This is a genomic window from Halomonas sp. HP20-15, assembly GCF_033446685.1.
Classification (GTDB): Bacteria; Pseudomonadota; Gammaproteobacteria; order Pseudomonadales; family Halomonadaceae; genus Modicisalibacter.
On record NZ_JAWQLY010000010.1, the window covers coordinates 125,546 to 144,366 of the forward strand.

The following is an 18,821-nucleotide window of genomic DNA, read 5'->3' on the forward strand; positions in this document are numbered from 1 at the left end:
TGTCATCACCCTCGGCAGCAACGAAGCCCGGGTAGCGTGCGTTACGGAATTCAGGAGTGCAGCCAGTTGCGCAGCTTGAGCAACAGCAGTTCGCCATCGCTGAGCGCGTGGCGTTCGGCCAGCACTTCGGCGAGCAGCGCCGGCCGGTCGGTGATGATGTTGTCGACGCCCAGGTCGATCAGCCGCGACATCTGCGCGCGGCCGTTGACCGTCCAGGCATGCAGCGCGTAGCCACGGCGATGAATGGCATCGGCGAGATCCTCGCTGATGCGGTTGTAACGTAGCCCCACCGCATCGATGTCGCCCAGATTGAGGCCGCCGCGGACCACGAACTGGGCGAACAGCGTGGTGCGTAGTGTCGGCTCGCGCCGCTCGACCGCGCGGATCGCCGCGGGCGACAGCGACGCCAGCACGAACTGATCGTAGCGCTGGCGCGGGAGTTGGTCGAGCACTGCATTCGCCAGCCTCTCGGCGTTGTCGCCGACCGGTTTGAGTTCGATATAAAGATTGCTGCGGCCCCGTGACAGTCGCAGGACCTCTGCCAGGGTGGGGATGCCCTGACCGACGAAAGCATCGCCGAACCAACTGCCTACATCGACCTCGCGAATGTTCTCGAGCGTCATGTCGCTGAGCCGCTTATCGAGCCCAAGCAGCCGCTGCAGGCTGTCGTCGTGGGCGACCACCACCTGACCGTCGGCGCTCAGCCGGACGTCGAACTCGATGTAGTCGGCGCCGTCGTCGATCGCCTGTTCGAAGGCCGCCAGCGTATTCTCGGGAGCGACGGTCGAGCTGCCGCGATGGGCGGTGATGGTCACATCGTCGCGCAGCGTGAAGCTGTTGAGCACCACAAAGGCCTGGCTGGCGGCGAACACCAGTACCAGCAGCTCGGCGCCCCAGGCGACCCAGGCCGGGTGATCGCGTGGCGTGGGCGCCGGTGGCCGTGGCTGACGGTGCGCCAGCCGCAGGTAGATACAGCCGATCACCAGGCTATTGACGGCTACGCCGATGAACGTCACCGCCAGGGCCAGCAGTACGTAAAGGGTCAGATAGCCGAGCATCGCCGGCAGCAGCACGGCGACGCGTTCGGGTAGCCACAGCAGCAGCGGGGTCGCCAGGGTGTCGAACAGCGCCGAGGCGAGCACCGGCAGGGTGAGGATCAACAGCAGCGGCAAGCCGACCGGCAATGTCAGCCGACGTAGCCGGCGGTATGTCAGGGCCCGGCTGCGGCGCAAGGCGGCAAGCGGGCCCAGGTCCTCGAGGATCAGGCTCGGCAGCGCCAGCGACCAGCGCAGGTAGGCGTGCAGCGCGGTGGTCAGCCAGATCAGCGCCGGCAGGCTGGCCGCAGCCAGGAACTGCCACAGCGCCAGCGGCTTGACCTGTGAAATGTAGTAAGTCTCCATGTCGCCGAGCAGCCACTGATAGAGCGCGCTCAACAGCAACAGGGGCGGCAGGGCGATCATCAGTTGAATGCCCACCTGGATCAGCGTCAGCACAACGATCCCGGGTAGCCGGCGGAAGGTACTCCACAAGGCATCCAGGGCCAGGCGGTAGCGGTAGCCCGAAGGCCGCGCCGCGACCAGCAGCATGCCTGCCTGTTGCAGGCTGAGCAGCAGCGTGGTGAAGCCGATCGCTCCCAACAGCCAGACCAGGCCGGAGGCGGACAGGACGGTATTGAGCAGTTGCGGTCCGGTCAGCACCGGTCGACCGACCTGGCCCAGCAGGGTGGCCAGTGTCGAGGCGCCGGCCGGGAGCAGCAGGGTGGTGGCGAGTAGCGTGAAGAACAGATGAAAGGCGACCAGTGGTCGCCAATGCTCGCGCAATGAGATACCCGCAGCGGTGATCAGCGCGTGCGGTGTCAGTGTCGAATCGATGTCAGGCATGTGGCAAGGGTGGCATCGCTGATATCGGCTGGCAATTTCAGCCGGCCGGTCGTCTTTCCAGGGCGTCAGTTTTCCAGGGACAAGCGCCGCTCGGCGACGACGATGCCGTTGTTGTCGGCATACAGCCATTGCCCGGGAAGCATCGTAACGCCGGCGAAGGTTATCCCGATGTCGCGCTGGCCTTCGCCGCGTTTCTCGCTGCGCCGCGGATGTGCGGCGAGTGCCTGGACGCCCAGCTCCAGTTCGGCCAGCGCATCGACGTCGCGCACGCAGCCGTGGACGATCACGCCGCTCCAGCCGTTATCGATGGCCATTTCGGCAAGCTGGTCACCGAGCAGGGCACAGCGCAGCGAGCCACCGCCATCGACGACCAGCACTGCACCGTCGCCGGGCTCGCCCAGCGCTTCCCTGATCCGCGAATTGTCCTCGAAGCATTTGACGGTGCGTATCGGGCCGCAGAAGGCGTCGATTCCGCCGACATTGGCGAACAGCGCGTCGAGGACGCTCACCTCGGGGTGGGCATCGCAGATGTCCGGAGTGACGATATGATTCATGGATGGCTCCTGATTGGCTGCTGAATCGGCTGGTTGGGCCTGGCAACCCTGAGCATGGCATAGCCGGGGAGGCGCGGGGAGCCTTTCTTTGCCGTCCTTCTTTATAAGAACGCCGGGAACGAATCCCGGCGTTATGTCTGGCAGGTTGGCCGTGGTTAGAAGCGCCAGCCCACGGAGGCGGTGAAGGTGTCGATCTTGTAATCGCTGTCGAAGTCGTAGCGTTCGTACTCGGTGCGCACCAGGAATGGATCGAAATTGAGCTGCGCGCCGACGCCGTAGACCGGATCGGTGCCGTCCTGGTCCTCGAGATCGGCACTCAGCCCACCGAGATTGCCGTCGACGTCGGTCTTCCACTTGGCGATCCCGGCCTTGGCGAAGGCGGTGAACCAAGAGGTGATCGGCAACTGGCCGACGGCGCTCACACCGTAGGCGCTGGATTCGAGGTCGGTATTGGCGCCATTGTTGCCTTCGAGACGGGTCTTGCCCAGATCCGAATAGAAGACTTCGGTGGCGAAGTAGGGATTGAACTCGTAGCCGACGAAGCCCTTGAAGGAATTGTCGTCATCGTCGACGTCGAAATCGTCGACGCCCGACTCGACGAAATTGTCGATGTCGTCGTCATCGTTCTTCAACGAGCTGAAGCCGGTACCTATGCCCAGATAGAGTCCCTCTCCGGCCTCGGCGGCCAGGACGGAGGGCGCGGCAGCGGCCAGGGCCGAGGTTGCCAATGAGGCGGTAAGCAACGTTCTGATTTTCACGAGTGTTCTCCTTGATGGATGCTCACGTACAAGCAACTGGCGAGGCGGCGGCCCGGCGCCTTGTCAGGGCGCCTTGAAGGGTGCGGGATCAGGGCACCTTGAAGGGGCCGGCCGTCTCGCGGGGATGGCGTCCTGCCGGTTCACGCGCGAGGTGACATACGCTCGATCGAGACTTCGTAAGACTATGTCGAACACTGTTCGATGGCAAGCCGGTGAAGGTTACCGAACGTAATGGCGGGCTTACGACAGCCCATAAAAAACGCCCCGCGACAGCGGGGCGTTTCGGTCATCGATTGACGATGTTGCGAGCATCGGAATCGAAAGGTCAGGCTTGTTCGGCGAGCGGAATCACGTTGGATGCCGCTTTCTGGAACTCCTCGATTTCGTGGAAGTTCATGTAACGGTAGATTTCGCCGGCCATGGCGTTGAACTCGCCCATATAGCCGCGGTATTCCTCGACACTCGGCAAGCGTCCGACCACTGCGGCGACCGCCGCCAGTTCGGCCGAGGCGAGATAGACGTTCGCCCCGTCGCCCAAACGGTTGGGGAAGTTGCGAGTCGAGGTCGAAACCACCGTCGATTTGGGAGCGACACGCGCCTGGTTGCCCATGCACAGCGAACAACCGGGCATCTCCATGCGCGCGCCGGCACGCCCGTAAATGCCGTAGTACCCTTCCTCCGTCAACTGATGCTGGTCCATCTTGGTCGGCGGTGCAAGCCACAGGCGCGTCTTGAGGCTGCCGGCGGGCTGCTTCTCGAGCAGTTTGCCGGCGGCGCGGAAGTGGCCGATGTTGGTCATGCACGAACCGATGAACACTTCGTCGATGGTCTCGCCGGCGACCTGCGAGAGCAGCCGGGCATCGTCGGGGTCGTTGGGCGCGCAGAGTACCGGCTCGGTGATCTCGGCAAGATCGATCTCGATCACTTCGGCGTACTCGGCGTCGGCGTCGGCACGCATCAGGCTGGGATCGTCGAGCCACTCCTGCATCCCGGCGATGCGCCGCTCGAGGGTCCGGCGATCGCCATAGCCCTGGTCGATCATCCACTTGAGCAGGGTGACATTGGAGGTCAGGTACTCCGCCACGCTGTCCTCGGAAAGCGTGATGGTGCAGCCGGCCGCGCTGCGCTCGGCGGAAGCGTCGGAAAGCTCGAAGGCCTGCTCGGCGGTGAGATCCTCGAGCCCCTCGATCTCCAGGATGCGACCGGAGAAGGCGTTCTTCTTGCCCGATTTCTCGACGGTCAGCAGGCCCTGCTGAATGGCGTAATAGGGGATCGCATGGACCAGGTCGCGCAGGGTGATGCCCGGCTGGCGCTCGCCCTTGAAGCGCACCAGTACCGACTCGGGCATGTCCAGCGGCATCACGCCGGTCGCCGCGGCGAAGGCCACCAGGCCCGAGCCGGCGGGGAACGAAATGCCCAGCGGGAAGCGGGTGTGCGAATCGCCGCCGGTGCCCACGGTGTCGGGCAGCAGCATGCGGTTCAGCCAGGAGTGGATGATACCGTCGCCCGGACGCAGCGAGACGCCGCCGCGATTCATGATGAAGTCGGGCAGGGTGTGGTGGGTTTCCACGTCGACCGGCTTGGGATAGGCGCTGGTGTGGCAGAAAGACTGCATCACCAGGTCGGCCTGGAAGCCCAGGCAGGCGAGATCCTTGAGCTCGTCGCGGGTCATCGGCCCGGTGGTGTCCTGGGAGCCGACGGTGGTCATCTTCGGCTCGCAGTACATGCCGGGACGCACGCCATCCATGCCGCAGGCCTTGCCGACCATCTTCTGCGCCAGGGTGAAGCCCTTGCCGGTATCGCGCGGCTGCTCGGGTGTCTTGAAGACATCGGAGGGGCCCAGGCCGAGTTCGTTGCGCGCCTTGTCGGTGAGGCCACGGCCGATGATCAGCGGGATGCGACCGCCGGCACGCACCTCGTCGAGAATCACCCGGGTCTTGAGCTCGAACGTCGAGATCACTTCGTCGCTGTCGTGACGGCAGACCTTGCCTTCGTAGGGGTAGACATCGATGACGTCGCCCATGTCGAGCTTGGATACGTCCATCTCGACGGGCAGGGCGCCGGCGTCTTCCATGGTATTGAAGAAGATCGGCGCGATCTTGCTGCCGAAGCAGAAGCCCCCGGCGCGCTTGTTGGGCACGTGCGGGATGTCGTCGCCGAAGAACCACAGCACGGAATTGGTGGCCGACTTGCGCGACGAGCCGGTGCCCACCACGTCGCCGACGTAGGCGACCGGGAAGCCCTTGGCCTTGACCGCGTCGATCTGCTCCAGCGGACCCTTGACGCCGGGCTCGAGCGGCTCGATGCCGTCGCGTGGGTTCTTGAGCATGGCATTGGCGTGCAGCGGGATGTCCGGACGCGACCAGGCATCCGGGGCCGGCGACAGGTCGTCGGTATTGGTTTCCCCGGGTACCTTGAAGACCGCCAGGCTGATCTTCTCGGCCAGCGCCGGCTTGGCCAGGTACCACTCGGCGTCGGCCCACGACTGCAGGACGCCCTGGGCCACGCTGTTGCCGTTGCCGGCGCGCTCGGCGACGTCATGGAAGGCGTCGAACATCAGCAGGGTGTGCTTGAGCTGTTCGCCCGCCTCATCGGCCAGCGCCGCGTCGTCGAGCAGCTCGACCAGCGTGGCGATGTTGTAGCCACCCTGCATGGTCCCCAGCAGCTTGACCGCATGAATCTTGTCGATCAGCGGCGAGTCGGCCTCGCCCTTGGCGATGGCGGTCAGGAAGCCGGCCTTGACGTAGGCGGCCTCGTCGACGCCCGGCGGAACGCGATCGGTAATCAGCTCGAGCAGGAACTGTTCTTCGCCGGCCGGCGGGTTCTTGAGAAGTTCGATCAGCGCAGCGGTTTGCTCGGCATTCAGCGGCTTGGGCGGTACGCCCTCGGCAGCGCGCTCCTCGACATGGTGGCGGTAGGCTTCAAGCACGTTGGGGAACCCTCATCAATTATCGGAATCCAGCGGGGGCAGAAAAGAGGGACCAAGTAGTGACGAATGTCGCTTAAATGGCGGTTTTTTTCTGTTACCTCTGGCCCTGTCTGAGCCGAGCGCATTCTACGGGAAACTGTCGACAATGTTAAGCGAGACGGCTCCGGCGAGCTTCATTGCGCACATTTGCCGCGCCGGGATCGGACCGGCCGGTCGCTGGTCGTGACCTGGCGCGTTATCATGAAGCCTCTGTCGGGAGGACTTGATGTCGCAACGTATTGTTTCGCCCTGCGTAGGGCTTTGTTCGACGACCGTGGGCGATCCGGTATGCCGTGGCTGCCAGCGCCACGAGAGCGAGATCCGCGACTGGTTCGTCTACAGCGATGCAACGCGGCGCGAGGTGATGCAGCGGTTGGACGCCTGGCGTTCGCGGATCGCCGGCGAGTACCTGCGGGTCAGCGATGAAGCGCAGCTCGAGGCGCAACTGGTGCGTCATCGCATACGCCATCGTCCGGACCAGCCGGCGTTATCGCGCGCGGTGGAGTTGTTGCGGGTCGGCCGGGGGCGGATGCGCGACATCACGCGTTACGGACTGCAAGCTCACGGTAAAGGTTTGCATCTGTCGGCCGATGAGCTCTATGAGACGATCGCGACGGCGCTGATGGCTCACGCCGAGGCTCGGCGGCACCATCCCGGCTTCACTCATTCGACGGGATCTTCCCCATGATTGCGATGCAAGACGATTCCATAGAAGCCCTGCTGCCCGCCGAGTTGCTGGCCTTTCTGCCCTGTGCCACGCCGGCGGGCTGGGTCGAGGCGGCATTGGCCAACCAGGCGCTGTTGCTGATCGACCATGCGCAGTGCGAAAAGAAGGCGGCTTCCACGGCGATGAGCCTGATGTACCGTTACGTCGATCGCCCGCTGCTGCTGACCAAGATGTCGCAGTTGGCACGCGAGGAATTGCTGCATTTCGAGCAGGTCGTCAAGTTGATGGAGGAGCGGGGCATCCGCTACCGCCAGTTGAGCGCGTCGCGCTACGCCGACGGCTTGCGGCGACACGTGGAACGCGACGATCCCCAGCGGCTGATCGATATCCTGATCGTCGGCGCGTTCATCGAGGCGCGCAGCTGCGAACGCTTCGCCCGGCTGATTCCGCATCTGGATGCTGAACTTGCCAAGTTCTATCGCTCTCTGGTTAAGTCGGAAGGGCGACACTATGAGGATTACTTGATGTTGGCCCAGCGCTTCGCGGAAGGTCCCATCGAATCCCGTATCGCCTTCTTCGCCGATCGCGAGCGCGAGCTGATCGAAACGCCTGACGAGACGTTCCGTTTCCATAGTGGCCTGCCCGCCGTGGCTTGAGTCAACGAACGCTGTCAGGGCTCGCTGTCGTCGACAGAGCAACGCAGGAACCTATAACAATGGTACGGACTCCTTCCGTCAATGCGCAGTTAACGCTGTTCGGTCACTTCTCCCTTTCGCTGGGTGACGACACCCTCACCCAATTCAGTTACGACAAGGTCAAGGCACTGCTGGTCCACCTGCTGTTGCAGGGCCAGCCCGTAAATCGTGCTGCGTTGGCCGAGCTGCTATGGCCCGATCAGGGGCTTTCCTCGGGGCGCACGAACCTGCGCCATGCGCTGCACTGTCTGCGTCAGAGTCTCGGCGACGAGGCCGACCAGGTGCTGGCGGTATCGCGTCAGACCATCGCCTTCCAGCTTCCTGCCGACTGGCAGTTCGATCTGCATAGCATCGAGCGGTTGCTCGCCGAGACACCGGACGTCGCGCGTCTCGAGCGTCTGCTGACGCTTTACCGCGGCGATCTCGCCGAAGAGCTGCAGCTTGCCCAATGCGCCGAATACCAGCGCTGGCTGGTACGTATCCGTGGCGAGTGGCGCCAGCGCGTGCTGGCCTATGCCGAGCAGGTCCTGCAGGAGGTCGACGAGCTGCCCGACCCGCTGCTGCGTACGTTGGTCAGTCGCTTTTCCGGCTATGGACCGTTTCACGAGCGGCTGATTCGTCAGTTGATCGAGCAGGGTCAGTCGGCCGCCGCGCACGAGGAATACAACGCCTACCTGCAATTGCTGGCGCTGTCGGGCCAGCAACCCGAACCGAACATTCTGCAGTTGGCGCGCTACTGGTCGGACAGCAGCGCCAGCGAACTGCAGCCGATGTCGCCGCAGGGGGCTTTCTCGCGCGTGCTGGCCGCCGACAGCCAGCCGGTGCGCGACGACGAGATCGAGCACCGGCAGCTGTCGGTGATGGCCATTCGCCTGCGCCTGCGCGGCGAATGGGAGGAGCGCGGCGAGGTGCGCGCCTGTCTTTCCCTGCAGATCGAGCTGCTGCGCTGGCTTGAGCGTCAGTGCAATCACTTGGGCGGGTTCTGGTTGCCGGGCGCCACGGGCGGGCTGGGGCTGGCCTGTTTCGGTACCCATGGCCCGGCCCACCAGCTCGCCGAGCTGGTCGCGCTCTACGAGCATTGCCGTCGCGTCCTGCCCGAGGAGATAGCCCGGCAGTGGGGCGGAGAGAGCGAGCGGCCGCAATTCGAGCTGGCCGCGGGGTTGGATAGCGGGCGGGTGGTCTACCTGCCCGAGCGGCAGCTGGTCGACCCGCTGGGGCAGGTCACCCAGCGCTCGCTCGATCTGATGAGCGTCGCCGAAGGCAGCGAGCTGGTGATCTCCCAGGAGGCGAGCCAGCACATGCCGCCGGCGCTCGATCTGCAGCCGCGTCTGTCGTCGCGGTTGATGGCAAGCGACGGCAAGGTGCGCCTGCGTGCGCTGGTGCTGGGCGTCAACGAGGGCGGGCGCAACGCCACGCCGCCCGATCTGGTGGGCCGCGAAAGCGCACTGCGCAAGCTGCGCGATGCGCTGGCGCGTGCCGGGCTCGGATTGCGCCAGAGCATGCTCGTCCAAGGCGCCTCGGGCATGGGCAAGTCGGCGCTGATGGTCAGCTTCAGGCAACTGGTGCAGAGCGAAGACGTGTCGCTATGCTGGCAATCGACCACCCGCATGTCGATGCTCGAGCCGTTCAGCGTCGCCCGCATGCTGTTGCGTTGGCACTGTCACGATAAGCTGGATGCCGAGACCTTCGATCAGGTGCTGGTGGATCAGGGCCATGCCGGGCTCGTCGAAGCGACCGAACCCTGCCAACTGCTGCATCAGGCGTTGGGTCTGGAGAGCGACGGCGATAGCCTGGGCTTGGCGCAAAGCGGCGAGGCGGTCGATCTGCTGGTCGGCGTCCTGCATCGGCTGATCGAGCGGGTCACTGCGGACAAGCCGCTGGTGATGATGGTCGACGACCTGCAATGGGTCGACGAGCCTTCGCTCAAGATGCTTGCCGGGCTGCAGGCGCGCCTGCCGATCAACAGCGCCTTCCTGCTGGTGGCCAGCCACCACGGCCGCGAGCCGCTACCGGTCAAGCTGCACTGGGACCAGCAGATCGCGCTCGACAGGCTCGATGCCATGCAATCCTCGCGGCTGCTCTCGCAGCTGGCGCGACGCTACCGGCTGCATCTCAGTCCGCGCTTACGCGGACAGCTGATCGAGCGTTGCGATGGCGTGCCGCTGTATCTCCAGGAGATCTGCCGACGGCTGGACATGGATCGCCGCGAGGGGCGCAGCGTGCAGGTCGACGAACTGCCTCGCGGCTTGCTCGGGCTGCTGGCCAGTCGCATCGACCAGCTCGAGGGCGACCGTCACATCGCGCATGTCGCCGCCGTGCTGGGGCGCCAGTTCCGTCTCGACTTTCTCCAGGAATGCAGCGGTCTCGACGAGGAGCGCCTGCGCCAGGGGCTCGAACACATGCGTCGCCTGGAGGTCATCGAGGCCGGCGAGCCGCATAGCGAGTACAAGTACCAGTTCACTCATCCGCTGCTTCAGGAGGCCGCCTACCTGTCCTGCCCGCGCGACGTGCGCGCGCGCATCCACCAGCAGGTGGTCGGGCTGATCGAGGAGCGTTTCCCGATGTGGATCAGTCGCCACCCCGGCGACTTCGCGACGCATCTGCGACGCAGCGGACACTTTACTCGGGGGGCGCGCTACTTCGAGCTGGCCGCCCGCGAGGCGCTCAAGGTCAGTGCCAATCGCACGGCGTTGCGCATGGCCGACGCCGGGCTGGCCAGTCTGCGCCAGGTGGAGGGCCATACCGAGCGCGAGATCAGCCTGTTGACCGTCAAGGGCCAGGCGGCCTTCGCCCTGGAGGGCCATGGCTCGCCGATTGCCCACGAAAGCTTCGTCAAGGCGCGTGAGCTCATCGAGGGTACTCCCTGCGCCGATGAAGAGACCGAGCTGGAACAGCGTTTCCTGGTCAAGTGGGGGCTGTGGGTGGGCTGTAGCCAGCGGTTCGCGCATGCCGATGCCTTCTCGCTGGCCTCGAAGATGGCGGCGGTCGCCGAGCAGTTGTCGGATCCGCGCTATCGTCGCCTGGCCGACTACGCCCGCGCGCACTGCGAATACTGGGCCGGGCGCGTTCGCGAAGCCAACGAGCATCTCGAGGAGATCGATCCGCTGCACCAGCCGATGATGCTCGAATGGCTGCCGTTCTCGGACCATCCGCAGGTCGCCGCGGCCTGCTATCAGGGGTGGGCGCAGTGCCTGCGGGGCGATTACCGTCGCGCCGAGCAGCAGATGGAGGCCGCCATCCGGCTCGCCGAGACCTACAACCACCCCGGTTCGCTGGCGCTCTCGCTACTCTTTGCCGCGGCGATGTACCGCCAGTTGGGGCACGTTCATCTGGCCGGTGCGCGCGCCGAGCGCGCCTTCGAGGTCACGCGCACCCCCGATCTGCATATCTGGCACATGACGGCGCAGTGTGCCCTGGGTTGGCACAAGGCGCTGTCCGGCGATCGGGCGGGGCTGTCGATGATCGAGGCGAGCCTCGAGGAACTGGCCGAACTGGCCGGGCAGGATCGCTATCAGCGACCGATGCTGTGGTACACCGACGCCTGTTTCGCGCTGGGCGAGCTGGCGCTGGGCGAGGATTATCTGGACCAGTGCCTGATGATCGCCCGCGAGCGCAGCTCACTGTTCGTGCCGGAGCTTTCGATCCATCTGGCACGCGTCTATCAGCGCCAGGGGCGCTCTCCCGATGCGGTACGTCAACTGGCCGAGCAGGCCCTCGAACAGGCCCGCGAGCACGACGACCTGCATCACCAATTGTGCGCACTCGAGTTGTGGCTGGATGTCGTCGACCCCAGCGATCGGCATGCCAGCGACGAGCTGCGGCGCCTGCTCAAGGAGGTCACCCAGAGCGATGCGCCGGTATTGTTGCGCTGGCGCACGCTACTCGACAAGCAACTCTCGCGTCCGGCCGCCTTCGAGTCGTGACCCCCGTCGCCGATTGGCGTTATAGCGGGAACGGCTCCAGCAGAGGGGCCGTTCGCTCGTCGGCACGTACCTGCCAGCCCCGGTCGCTGCGCCAGTCACCGAGTACGATGCGCTGGGCGGGTTGACCGTCGACCTCGAGACGATGGACGTCGGGGCGATGGGTATGGCCGTGAATCAGCGTGCGTACGCCATGCTCGGCCATCGTCCGTTCCACCTCGGAGGGGGTGACATCCATGATGTCTTCGGCCTTGTTGGAATTGGCCTCTCCCGATTGCTGGCGAATCTGCTTGGCCAGTTCGAGGCGCTGCTCGACCGGCAATGCCAGGATCTGCGCCTGCCACTGCGGGTCGCGCGCCTTGGTGCGAAACGCCATGTAGGCCTCGTCGCGGGTGCACAGACTGTCGCCATGCATCAGCAGCGTTCGTTCGCCACCCAATTCCACGATGCTGGGGTCGGGTAGCAGGATGGCGCCGGTGGCCGCGGTAAACCCGTCACCGATCAGGAAATCGCGATTCCCGTGCATGAAGTAGAGCCGGGTACCGGCGTCGCTCAGGCGCTTGAGCGCCTCGAGGATGCGGGTCTCGAATTCGCCCCGGTAATCGTCGCCGATCCAGGCTTCGAACAGGTCACCGAGAATATACAGCGCATCGGCGTGGCGAGCCTCGCGCTCCAGGTACGCCAGGAAGCCTTGCGCAATGGCGGGCTCATTGGGATGCAAATGCAGGTCGGAAATCAGCAGGGTCGTCATGACAACGGCCTTTTGCGCGGGCGGTGAAGTAGGGACTGGCCCGCCGTCAAGCGGGCCGAGTGAGGCGCGGCGTGATTCAGTCGCGGATTTCGGCGCGCTCGAGGATGACGTCCTCGGCGGGCACGTCGGCATGCATGCCGCGCCGTGTGGTGGGCACGGCCTTGATCTTCTCGACCACGTCCATGCCGGCGACGACTTCGCCGAATACGCAGTAACCCCAGCCCTGCAGGTTCTTGCCGCGATGATCGAGAAAGTCGTTGTCGGCGATATTGATGAAGAACTGGGCGGTGGCCGAGTGCGGGTCCTGGGTGCGCGCCATGGCGACGGTGCCCTTGCGGTTCTTCAGCCCGTTGTCGGCTTCGTTTTCGATCGGCTCGCGGGTGGGCTTCTGTTCGAAATCGGTGTCGAAGCCGCCGCCCTGGACCATGAAGCCGTTGATCACGCGGTGGAACAGGGTGTCGTCGTAATGCCCGTCGCGAACGTATTGTTCGAAGTTGGCTGCGCTCTTGGGCGCCTTGTCATGGTCGAGTTGCAGGTGAATCTCGCCATAATTGGTATGCAGTACAATCATTGGGATCTCGAACTGGCTGGGTGGAGCGAAACTGTCTGGGCGGCGCCTTGGCGAAGCGCGCGAGCGTCACGCTATAATAGCGGCTTTCGAGCGATGCGCGAAACCGCCCCGGCGTTCGCGACATTGCCACACGCGTAGACAAGAGGTTCCTTGACGTCCCATGACCATTGAGAGCACCAGCGCCCCGAACTTCATCCGCAACCAGATCCGCGAGGAAGTCGACGCGGGCACGGTCGACAAGGTCGTTACCCGCTTTCCCCCCGAGCCCAACGGCTTTCTGCACATCGGCCATGCCAAGTCGATCTGCCTGAATTTCGGGATCGCCGAGCAATTCGGCGGGGACTGCCACCTACGCTTCGACGACACCAACCCGGCCAAGGAAGAGCAGGTCTACATCGATGCGATCAAGGCCGACGTCGAGTGGCTGGGCTTCGAATGGGCCGGCAAGGTACGTTTCGCATCGGATTATTTCGACCAGTTGTACGCCTGGGCGCAGCATCTGGTGCGCGAGGACAAGGCCTACGTCGACGACCTGTCGCCCGACGAGATTCGCGAGTATCGCGGCACATTGACCGAACCGGGCCGGCCGAGCCCCTATCGTGACCGCTCTGCCGACGAGAACCTCGATCTGCTCGAGCGCATGCGTAGGGGCGAGTTCGCTGAGGGTGAGAAGGTGTTGCGGGCCAAGATCGACATGGCTTCGCCCAATATCAACCTGCGCGACCCGATTCTCTACCGCATCCGTCATGCCAGTCATCACCAGACCGGCGACAAGTGGAAGATCTATCCGTCCTACGACTTCACCCATGGCCAATCGGACGCCATCGAGGGCGTGAGCCATTCGATCTGCACGCTTGAGTTCGAGGACCACAGGCCGCTCTACGACTGGTTCCTGGCCAACCTGCCCGTGCCCAGCACGCCGCGTCAGATCGAGTTCGCGCGCTTGAACCTAGACTACACGGTGACCTCCAAGCGCAAGCTCAAGCTGCTCGTCGATCAGGGTTTCGTCGACGGCTGGGACGATCCGCGCATGCCGACCATCTCGGGAATGCGCCGGCGAGGCTACACGCCGGGCTCGATTCGCAAGTTCTGCGAGATGATCGGCGTCACCCGTGCCGAGGGTGGCATGGTCGACATCGCCATGCTCTACCACGCCATTCGCTCGGATCTCGAGGACAATGCGCCGCGGGCGATGTGCGTGCTCAAGCCGCTCAAGGTCGTGCTGACCAACGTGCCGGCCGACCATGACGAGGTCTTCGAGGTCGCGGGCCATCCGGCCCGCGACGACATGGGCACGCGGCGCCTGCCGCTGACCCGCGAAATCTGGATCGACCAGGACGACTTCATGGAGGAGCCCCCCAAGAAGTTCTTCCGCCTGGCGCCGGGCAAGGAGGTGCGGCTGCGCAACGCCTACGTGATCCGTTGCGACGAGGTGATCAAGGACGCTGCCGGGGAGCTCAGCGAGCTGCGCTGCAGCGTCGACTTCGACACGCTCGGCCAGAATCCCGAGGGGCGCAAGGTCAAGGGCGTGATCCATTGGGTGAGCGCCGAGCAGGCCGTGCCCGTCGAAGTCCGCCTCTACGACAACCTGTTCCAGGTCGAGGCGCCGGATCGCGATCGCGACGTCGATTTCCTCGAGCACCTCAACCGCGACTCGCTGACCGTCGTCGAGGGCTATGCCGAACCCAGCCTGGCCGAGGTCGCGCCCGAAAGCCGTTATCAGTTCGAGCGCATCGGCTATTTCTGCGCCGACCGCCACGCAGCGGCCGAGGGCAAGCGGGTGTTCAATCGTATCGTCGGGCTCAAGGACACCTGGGCGAAGATTCAGAAGAAGGGCTGAGCGCATGCAGATCTACAACACCCTGACCCGGCGCAAGGAGCCGTTCACGCCGATCGAGGCCGGCAAGGTGCGCATGTACGTCTGCGGCATCACCGTCTACGACTACTGCCACATCGGGCATGCCCGGGTGATGGTGGCGTTCGACGTGATCACCCGCTACCTGCGCAGCCGCGGCTTCGACGTTACCTATGTGCGCAACATCACCGACATCGACGACAAGATCCTCAAGCGGGCCGACGAGAACGGCGAGACGATCGGCGCATTGACCGAGCGCATGATCGCCGCCATGCACCAGGACGAGGGGCGCCTGGGCGTGCTGCGGCCCGATCACGAGCCGCGCGCCACGGCACACATCGACGACATCGTGGCGATGATCGAGACGCTGATTGCCAAGGGCTTCGCCTACGCGGCGGATAACGGCGATGTCTACTACCGGGTTCGCAAATTCGCCGATTACGGCAAGCTCAACAATCGCAATCTCGATGAGATGCGCTCGGGCGCGCGGGTCGAGGTCGACGAGCACAAGGAAGACCCGCTCGACTTCGTGCTCTGGAAGGCCGCCAAGCCCGATGAGGCGAGCTGGCCGTCGCCCTGGGGAGCGGGGCGTCCGGGTTGGCATATCGAATGCTCGGCGATGTCGACCTGCTGTCTCGGCGAGACGTTCGACATTCACGGCGGGGGCCCCGACCTGACCTTTCCGCACCATGAAAACGAGATCGCCCAGAGCGAGGCGGCGACCGGCAAGCGCTACGTCAACACCTGGATGCATGCCGGCGCGGTGCGTGTCGATCAGCAGAAGATGTCCAAGTCGCTGGGCAATTTCTTCACCATTCGCGATGTCCTCGAGGTGCATGACCCGGAAGTGGTGCGCTACCTGCTGGTCGCCAGTCACTATCGCAGCCCGATCAACTACGCGCCCGAGGCGCTCACGGAGGCGCGTCGCTCGCTGGAGCGCTTCTACAATGCGCTCGAGGGCGTGACGCCGGTCGCCGGCGAGTTGGACGGGCAATTCGCGGCGCGTTTCGAAGCGGCGATGGACGACGACTTCAACACCGCCGAGGCGCTGGCGGCGCTGTTCGAACTGGCGCGCGAGCTCAATCGCGCCAAGCAGGACGATCCCGCGCGGGCACAGACACTGGCTTTCGAACTCAAGCGACTGGGCCACCTGCTCGGACTGTTCGAGCAGGAGCCCGGCGTATTCCTCCAGGGTGGAGGCGAAGCGTTACCGCTATCCGAGGCTGAAATAGAGGCGCGTATCGTTGCCCGCACCGAGGCCAAGCAGGCGCGGGATTTTGCCGAGGCCGATCGCATCCGCGACGAATTGGCGACGCTGGGCATCGTGCTCAAGGATTCCCGGGAGGGGACGGCCTGGGTGCTGGAGCGGCGCTGAGCCGGCATCGTCCGGGGTGATATGGCAAAAAAAACCGCGAGTCGATGACTCGCGGTTTTTTTTTGCAGCTGTTCATGCAGCCGAGGTGTGAAACGCTTTCAGGCTCGCTGGGGAGCGCGGCGTGTCGTGCCCAGGCGCTTGACCATCGCTTCGACCATTTGCGCGGAGTGCGTCGCCGCCTGATCAATGAAGTCCTTGAAGGAGACGTTCGACTCCTTGCCGGCGATGTCCGACAGGGCGCGGATCACCACGAAGGGGCAGCCATAGAGGTGGCACGTCTGGGCGATGGCGGCCGCTTCCATCTCGGCGGCGAGCATGGTCGGGAAGCGATCGCGTGTGCGCGCGACGGCATCGGGGCAGGCCATGAACGCGTCGCCGGTGGCGATCAGCCCCTCGTGGACGCGTAGATGTCCCAGTTCCTCCACGCACTGGCGGGCGACGCTGACCAGCCGCTGGTCGGGCAGATAGGCGGCGGGCATCAACGGTACCTGGCCGTGCTCGTAGCCGAACACCACGGCATCGACGTCATGGTGGCGGACCTCGCTGGAGATGACCACGTCGCCGACTTCGAGCTCGGCCCCGAAGCCGCCGGCCGAGCCGGTGTTGATGATCACTTCGGGCTGGTACATGTCGAGCAGCAACGTGGTGCCGACCGCCGCATTGACCTTGCCGATGCCGGACTGAAGGATCACTACCTCCACGCCGTGAAGTTGGCCGATATGAAAGGTCGAGCCAACGTGCTGACGGGTCTCGCGGTTGTCGAGCAACGAGGCCAGACGTGCCACTTCTTCGGCCATGGCACCGATGATGCCTATCTTATGCATGTGTCGAGCTGTCCTTCTGCGTGGTGGGCGGGCTCAGGCGAAAACCTGGTTCCATTCGTCGCGCTTGGCGAGGAACTCGCGCGCCAGGGCCTTGGCGCCGTCCAGGCTGTGGCTGGCCGCCCAGCCGCACTGCATCTCGTTGCAGGCTGGTACCTCATCGGCGGCGAGAACGTCCTCGAGGGTGCCTTCGATCAGGTTGAGGACGTCGTCGTAGTCGTCGTGATTGATCATCGCGATGTAGAACCCGGTCTGACAGCCCATCGGGCTGATGTCGACGACCTTGTCGCTATGGTTGCGTGACAGCTCGGCCATCAAGTGTTCCAGGGAGTGCAGCGCGGGCATCTCCATATGGCCCTTGTTGGGCTGGCAGATGCGCATGTCGTACTTGTGGATGTTGTCGCCGTTGATGCCGGTCTTGATGCCGGCCAGGCGTACGTAGGGCGCTTTGACCTTGGTGTGATCCAGGTTGAAGCTTTCCACGTTCATCGGCTTGTCGCTCATCCAGGACTCCTGGTTGCTGAATGGTCGCAAAGAAGGTTAGCCGCCCAATTATAACGAAAGGACGTCAATCCTGCATTGCATCATGCCGCTCGGCGGCATCGAGGGTGTTCTCGAGCAGCGACGCCACCGTCATCGGACCGACGCCGCCGGGGACCGGGGTAATGTAGCTGGCTCGGCTGGCTGCCGCTTCGAATTCGACATCGCCGATCAGGCTGCCGTCCGGCTGCCGGTTGATGCCCACGTCGATGACGATCGCCCCCGGCTTGACCCACTCGCCGCTGACCACGCCGGGCTTGCCGACGGCCACGACCAGTATATCGGCGCGCTGCACGTGACTCTTGAGGTCGCGAGTGAAGCGATGGCATACGGTGGTGGTGCTGCCGGCGAGCATCAGCTCCAGCGCCATCGGCCGGCCGACGATATTGGAGGCGCCGACGACGGTGGCGTCCAGGCCGCGCACGGCCAAGCCGCTCTCCTGGAGCAGGGTCATGATGCCCTTGGGCGTGCAGGGGCGCAGGACCGGCAGGCGTTGCGCCAGGCGCCCGAGATTGTAGGGGTGGAAGCCATCGACGTCCTTGTCGGGGCGAATGCGTTCGAGAATCGGTCGCTCGTCGAGATGAGCCGGCAATGGAAGCTGGACGAGGATGCCGTCGACGCCAGGGTCGGCGTTGAGTCGATCGACGAGCTGTTCCAGCTCCTGCTGGGTAATGTCGGCGGGCAGGGCATGCCGGAACGAGTGAATGCCGGCCTGCTCGCAGGCGCGGTGCTTGTTGCGCACGTAGACCTCCGAGGCGGGGTCTTCGCCGACCAGCACCACGGCCAGGCCGGGCACCCGATGCCCTGATTCGCGGCGGGCGGCGACCCGTCGAGCAACCTGTTGGCGAACATGCGCGGCAATGGCCTTGCCATCGATCATTTGGGCGGTCATCGAAGATTCCTTTGCACTGAAGCGGGCTGCGGTGCCGGCGAAAAAGGCGGCGATGCAAGGGCGCTGATTTTCGCACGCTCCCGTCTTCAGTCAAAGCGCTCGGGGCCAGCCGTCTGCCCTGAGGGAGCGCTAAAGGCTTGACCTGCGGTGTGTCTTGAGTAGAATGTGCAGCGCTTGACGAGGCCTATGGCTGCGTCAGGGCCGTGTTCAGCGCCGACGGGGCATAGCGCAGTCTGGTAGCGCGCCTGCTTTGGGAGCAGGATGTCGGGGGTTCAAATCCCTCTGCCCCGACCAGTCGGCGATGACCGGAAGTAGTGCCGTCAGCTTGACTGGGCAAGGCCTTAGCGATAGGCGCTCATAGCTCAACCGGATAGAGCAACGGCCTTCTAAGCCGTAGGTTGCAGGTTCGAGTCCTGCTGGGCGCGCCAGGTAGTAGCTGGTCAGGTCCGGCAATTGCACTGACGGGTCGAGCGACTCGTAGGCATGACAAGCGACAATGGTGGATGTAGCTCAGTGGTAGAGCCCCGGATTGTGGCTCCGGTGGTCGTGGGTTCGATCCCCATCATCCACCCCA

General features: G+C 64.6%; 14 protein-coding genes and 3 tRNA genes. 8 read left to right on the forward strand and 9 right to left on the reverse strand.

The window, feature by feature from the left end; translation table 11 throughout:
- Positions 1-50: 50 nt before the first annotated feature.
- The 4 genes from R6258_RS14230 to acnB all read right to left on the reverse strand — a co-directional run bounded on the left by R6258_RS14230 (position 51) and on the right by acnB (position 6,121).
- Positions 51-1,880 (reverse strand): glycerophosphodiester phosphodiesterase, encoded by a 1,830-nt coding sequence (locus R6258_RS14230; protein ID WP_318451498.1) that lies wholly within the window; start codon positions 1,878-1,880, stop codon positions 51-53.
- A 65-nt stretch (positions 1,881-1,945) separates the two neighbouring features.
- Positions 1,946-2,434: a ribonuclease E activity regulator RraA gene (gene rraA, locus R6258_RS14235; RefSeq protein WP_318451504.1), complete on the reverse strand. Its 489-nt coding sequence runs from the start codon at positions 2,432-2,434 to the stop codon at positions 1,946-1,948.
- A gap of 155 nt (positions 2,435-2,589) precedes the next feature.
- Positions 2,590-3,192 (reverse strand): porin family protein, encoded by a 603-nt coding sequence (locus R6258_RS14240; protein WP_318451508.1) that lies wholly within the window; start codon positions 3,190-3,192, stop codon positions 2,590-2,592.
- A 325-nt stretch (positions 3,193-3,517) separates the two neighbouring features.
- Positions 3,518-6,121 (reverse strand): bifunctional aconitate hydratase 2/2-methylisocitrate dehydratase, encoded by a 2,604-nt coding sequence (acnB, locus tag R6258_RS14245; RefSeq protein WP_318451513.1) that lies wholly within the window; start codon positions 6,119-6,121, stop codon positions 3,518-3,520.
- Positions 6,122-6,386: 265 nt separating this feature from the next.
- Between acnB and R6258_RS14250 the strand changes: the two genes are divergently transcribed.
- The 3 genes from R6258_RS14250 to R6258_RS14260 are packed head-to-tail and all read left to right on the forward strand — an operon-like array spanning position 6,387 to position 11,445.
- On the forward strand, positions 6,387-6,848 hold the full coding sequence (locus R6258_RS14250; protein WP_318451518.1) for a DUF1289 domain-containing protein: 462 nt from the start codon (positions 6,387-6,389) through the stop codon (positions 6,846-6,848).
- Positions 6,845-7,483 (forward strand): tRNA-(ms[2]io[6]A)-hydroxylase, encoded by a 639-nt coding sequence (locus tag R6258_RS14255; RefSeq protein WP_412176383.1) that lies wholly within the window; start codon positions 6,845-6,847, stop codon positions 7,481-7,483. The genes R6258_RS14250 and R6258_RS14255 overlap by 4 nt, the downstream gene beginning before the upstream one ends.
- A 59-nt stretch (positions 7,484-7,542) precedes the next feature.
- A complete protein-coding gene (locus R6258_RS14260; RefSeq protein ID WP_318451524.1) occupies positions 7,543-11,445 on the forward strand; it encodes an AAA family ATPase in 3,903 nt (1,300 codons plus the stop codon).
- 19 nt (positions 11,446-11,464) lie between these two features.
- On the opposite strand, the gene R6258_RS14265 is transcribed toward R6258_RS14260, so the two are convergent.
- Both R6258_RS14265 and R6258_RS14270 read right to left on the reverse strand, forming a co-directional pair.
- Complete coding sequence (locus R6258_RS14265; protein ID WP_318451526.1) at positions 11,465-12,193, reverse strand: UDP-2,3-diacylglucosamine diphosphatase; 729 nt, start codon at positions 12,191-12,193, stop codon at positions 11,465-11,467.
- A 76-nt stretch (positions 12,194-12,269) separates the two neighbouring features.
- On the reverse strand, positions 12,270-12,764 hold the full coding sequence (locus R6258_RS14270) for a peptidylprolyl isomerase (protein WP_318451528.1): 495 nt from the start codon (positions 12,762-12,764) through the stop codon (positions 12,270-12,272).
- 160 nt (positions 12,765-12,924) lie between these two features.
- Between R6258_RS14270 and R6258_RS14275 the strand changes: the two genes are divergently transcribed.
- Together R6258_RS14275 and cysS are read left to right on the forward strand one after the other, a co-directional pair.
- Entirely contained in the window at positions 12,925-14,604 is a 1,680-nt protein-coding gene (locus tag R6258_RS14275; RefSeq protein ID WP_318451531.1) for a glutamine--tRNA ligase/YqeY domain fusion protein, read from the forward strand.
- Between the two features lie 4 nt (positions 14,605-14,608).
- Positions 14,609-15,994, forward strand: a complete 1,386-nt coding sequence (gene cysS / locus R6258_RS14280; RefSeq protein WP_318451533.1) for a cysteine--tRNA ligase — start codon at positions 14,609-14,611, stop codon at positions 15,992-15,994.
- A 98-nt stretch (positions 15,995-16,092) separates the two neighbouring features.
- Here the strand turns inward: cysS and mtnN are convergent, their stop codons facing one another.
- The 3 genes from mtnN to folD all read right to left on the reverse strand — a co-directional run bounded on the left by mtnN (position 16,093) and on the right by folD (position 18,247).
- Positions 16,093-16,818: a 5'-methylthioadenosine/S-adenosylhomocysteine nucleosidase gene (gene mtnN / locus R6258_RS14285; protein WP_318451539.1), complete on the reverse strand. Its 726-nt coding sequence runs from the start codon at positions 16,816-16,818 to the stop codon at positions 16,093-16,095.
- Positions 16,819-16,851: 33 nt separating this feature from the next.
- Positions 16,852-17,319: an S-ribosylhomocysteine lyase gene (locus tag R6258_RS14290; protein ID WP_318451544.1), complete on the reverse strand. Its 468-nt coding sequence runs from the start codon at positions 17,317-17,319 to the stop codon at positions 16,852-16,854.
- Positions 17,320-17,383: 64 nt separating this feature from the next.
- Positions 17,384-18,247 carry a bifunctional methylenetetrahydrofolate dehydrogenase/methenyltetrahydrofolate cyclohydrolase FolD gene (folD, locus tag R6258_RS14295; protein WP_318451550.1) on the reverse strand — a complete coding sequence of 288 codons (864 nt, stop codon included), beginning with the start codon at positions 18,245-18,247 and terminating at the stop codon, positions 17,384-17,386.
- A gap of 217 nt (positions 18,248-18,464) precedes the next feature.
- Here folD and R6258_RS14300 point away from each other — a divergent pair.
- The 3 genes from R6258_RS14300 to R6258_RS14310 all read left to right on the forward strand — a co-directional run bounded on the left by R6258_RS14300 (position 18,465) and on the right by R6258_RS14310 (position 18,821).
- Positions 18,465-18,541 (forward strand) — tRNA-Pro (locus tag R6258_RS14300).
- A gap of 57 nt (positions 18,542-18,598) precedes the next feature.
- A tRNA-Arg gene (locus tag R6258_RS14305) sits at positions 18,599-18,675 on the forward strand.
- Between the two features lie 71 nt (positions 18,676-18,746).
- Positions 18,747-18,821, forward strand: a tRNA-His gene (locus R6258_RS14310).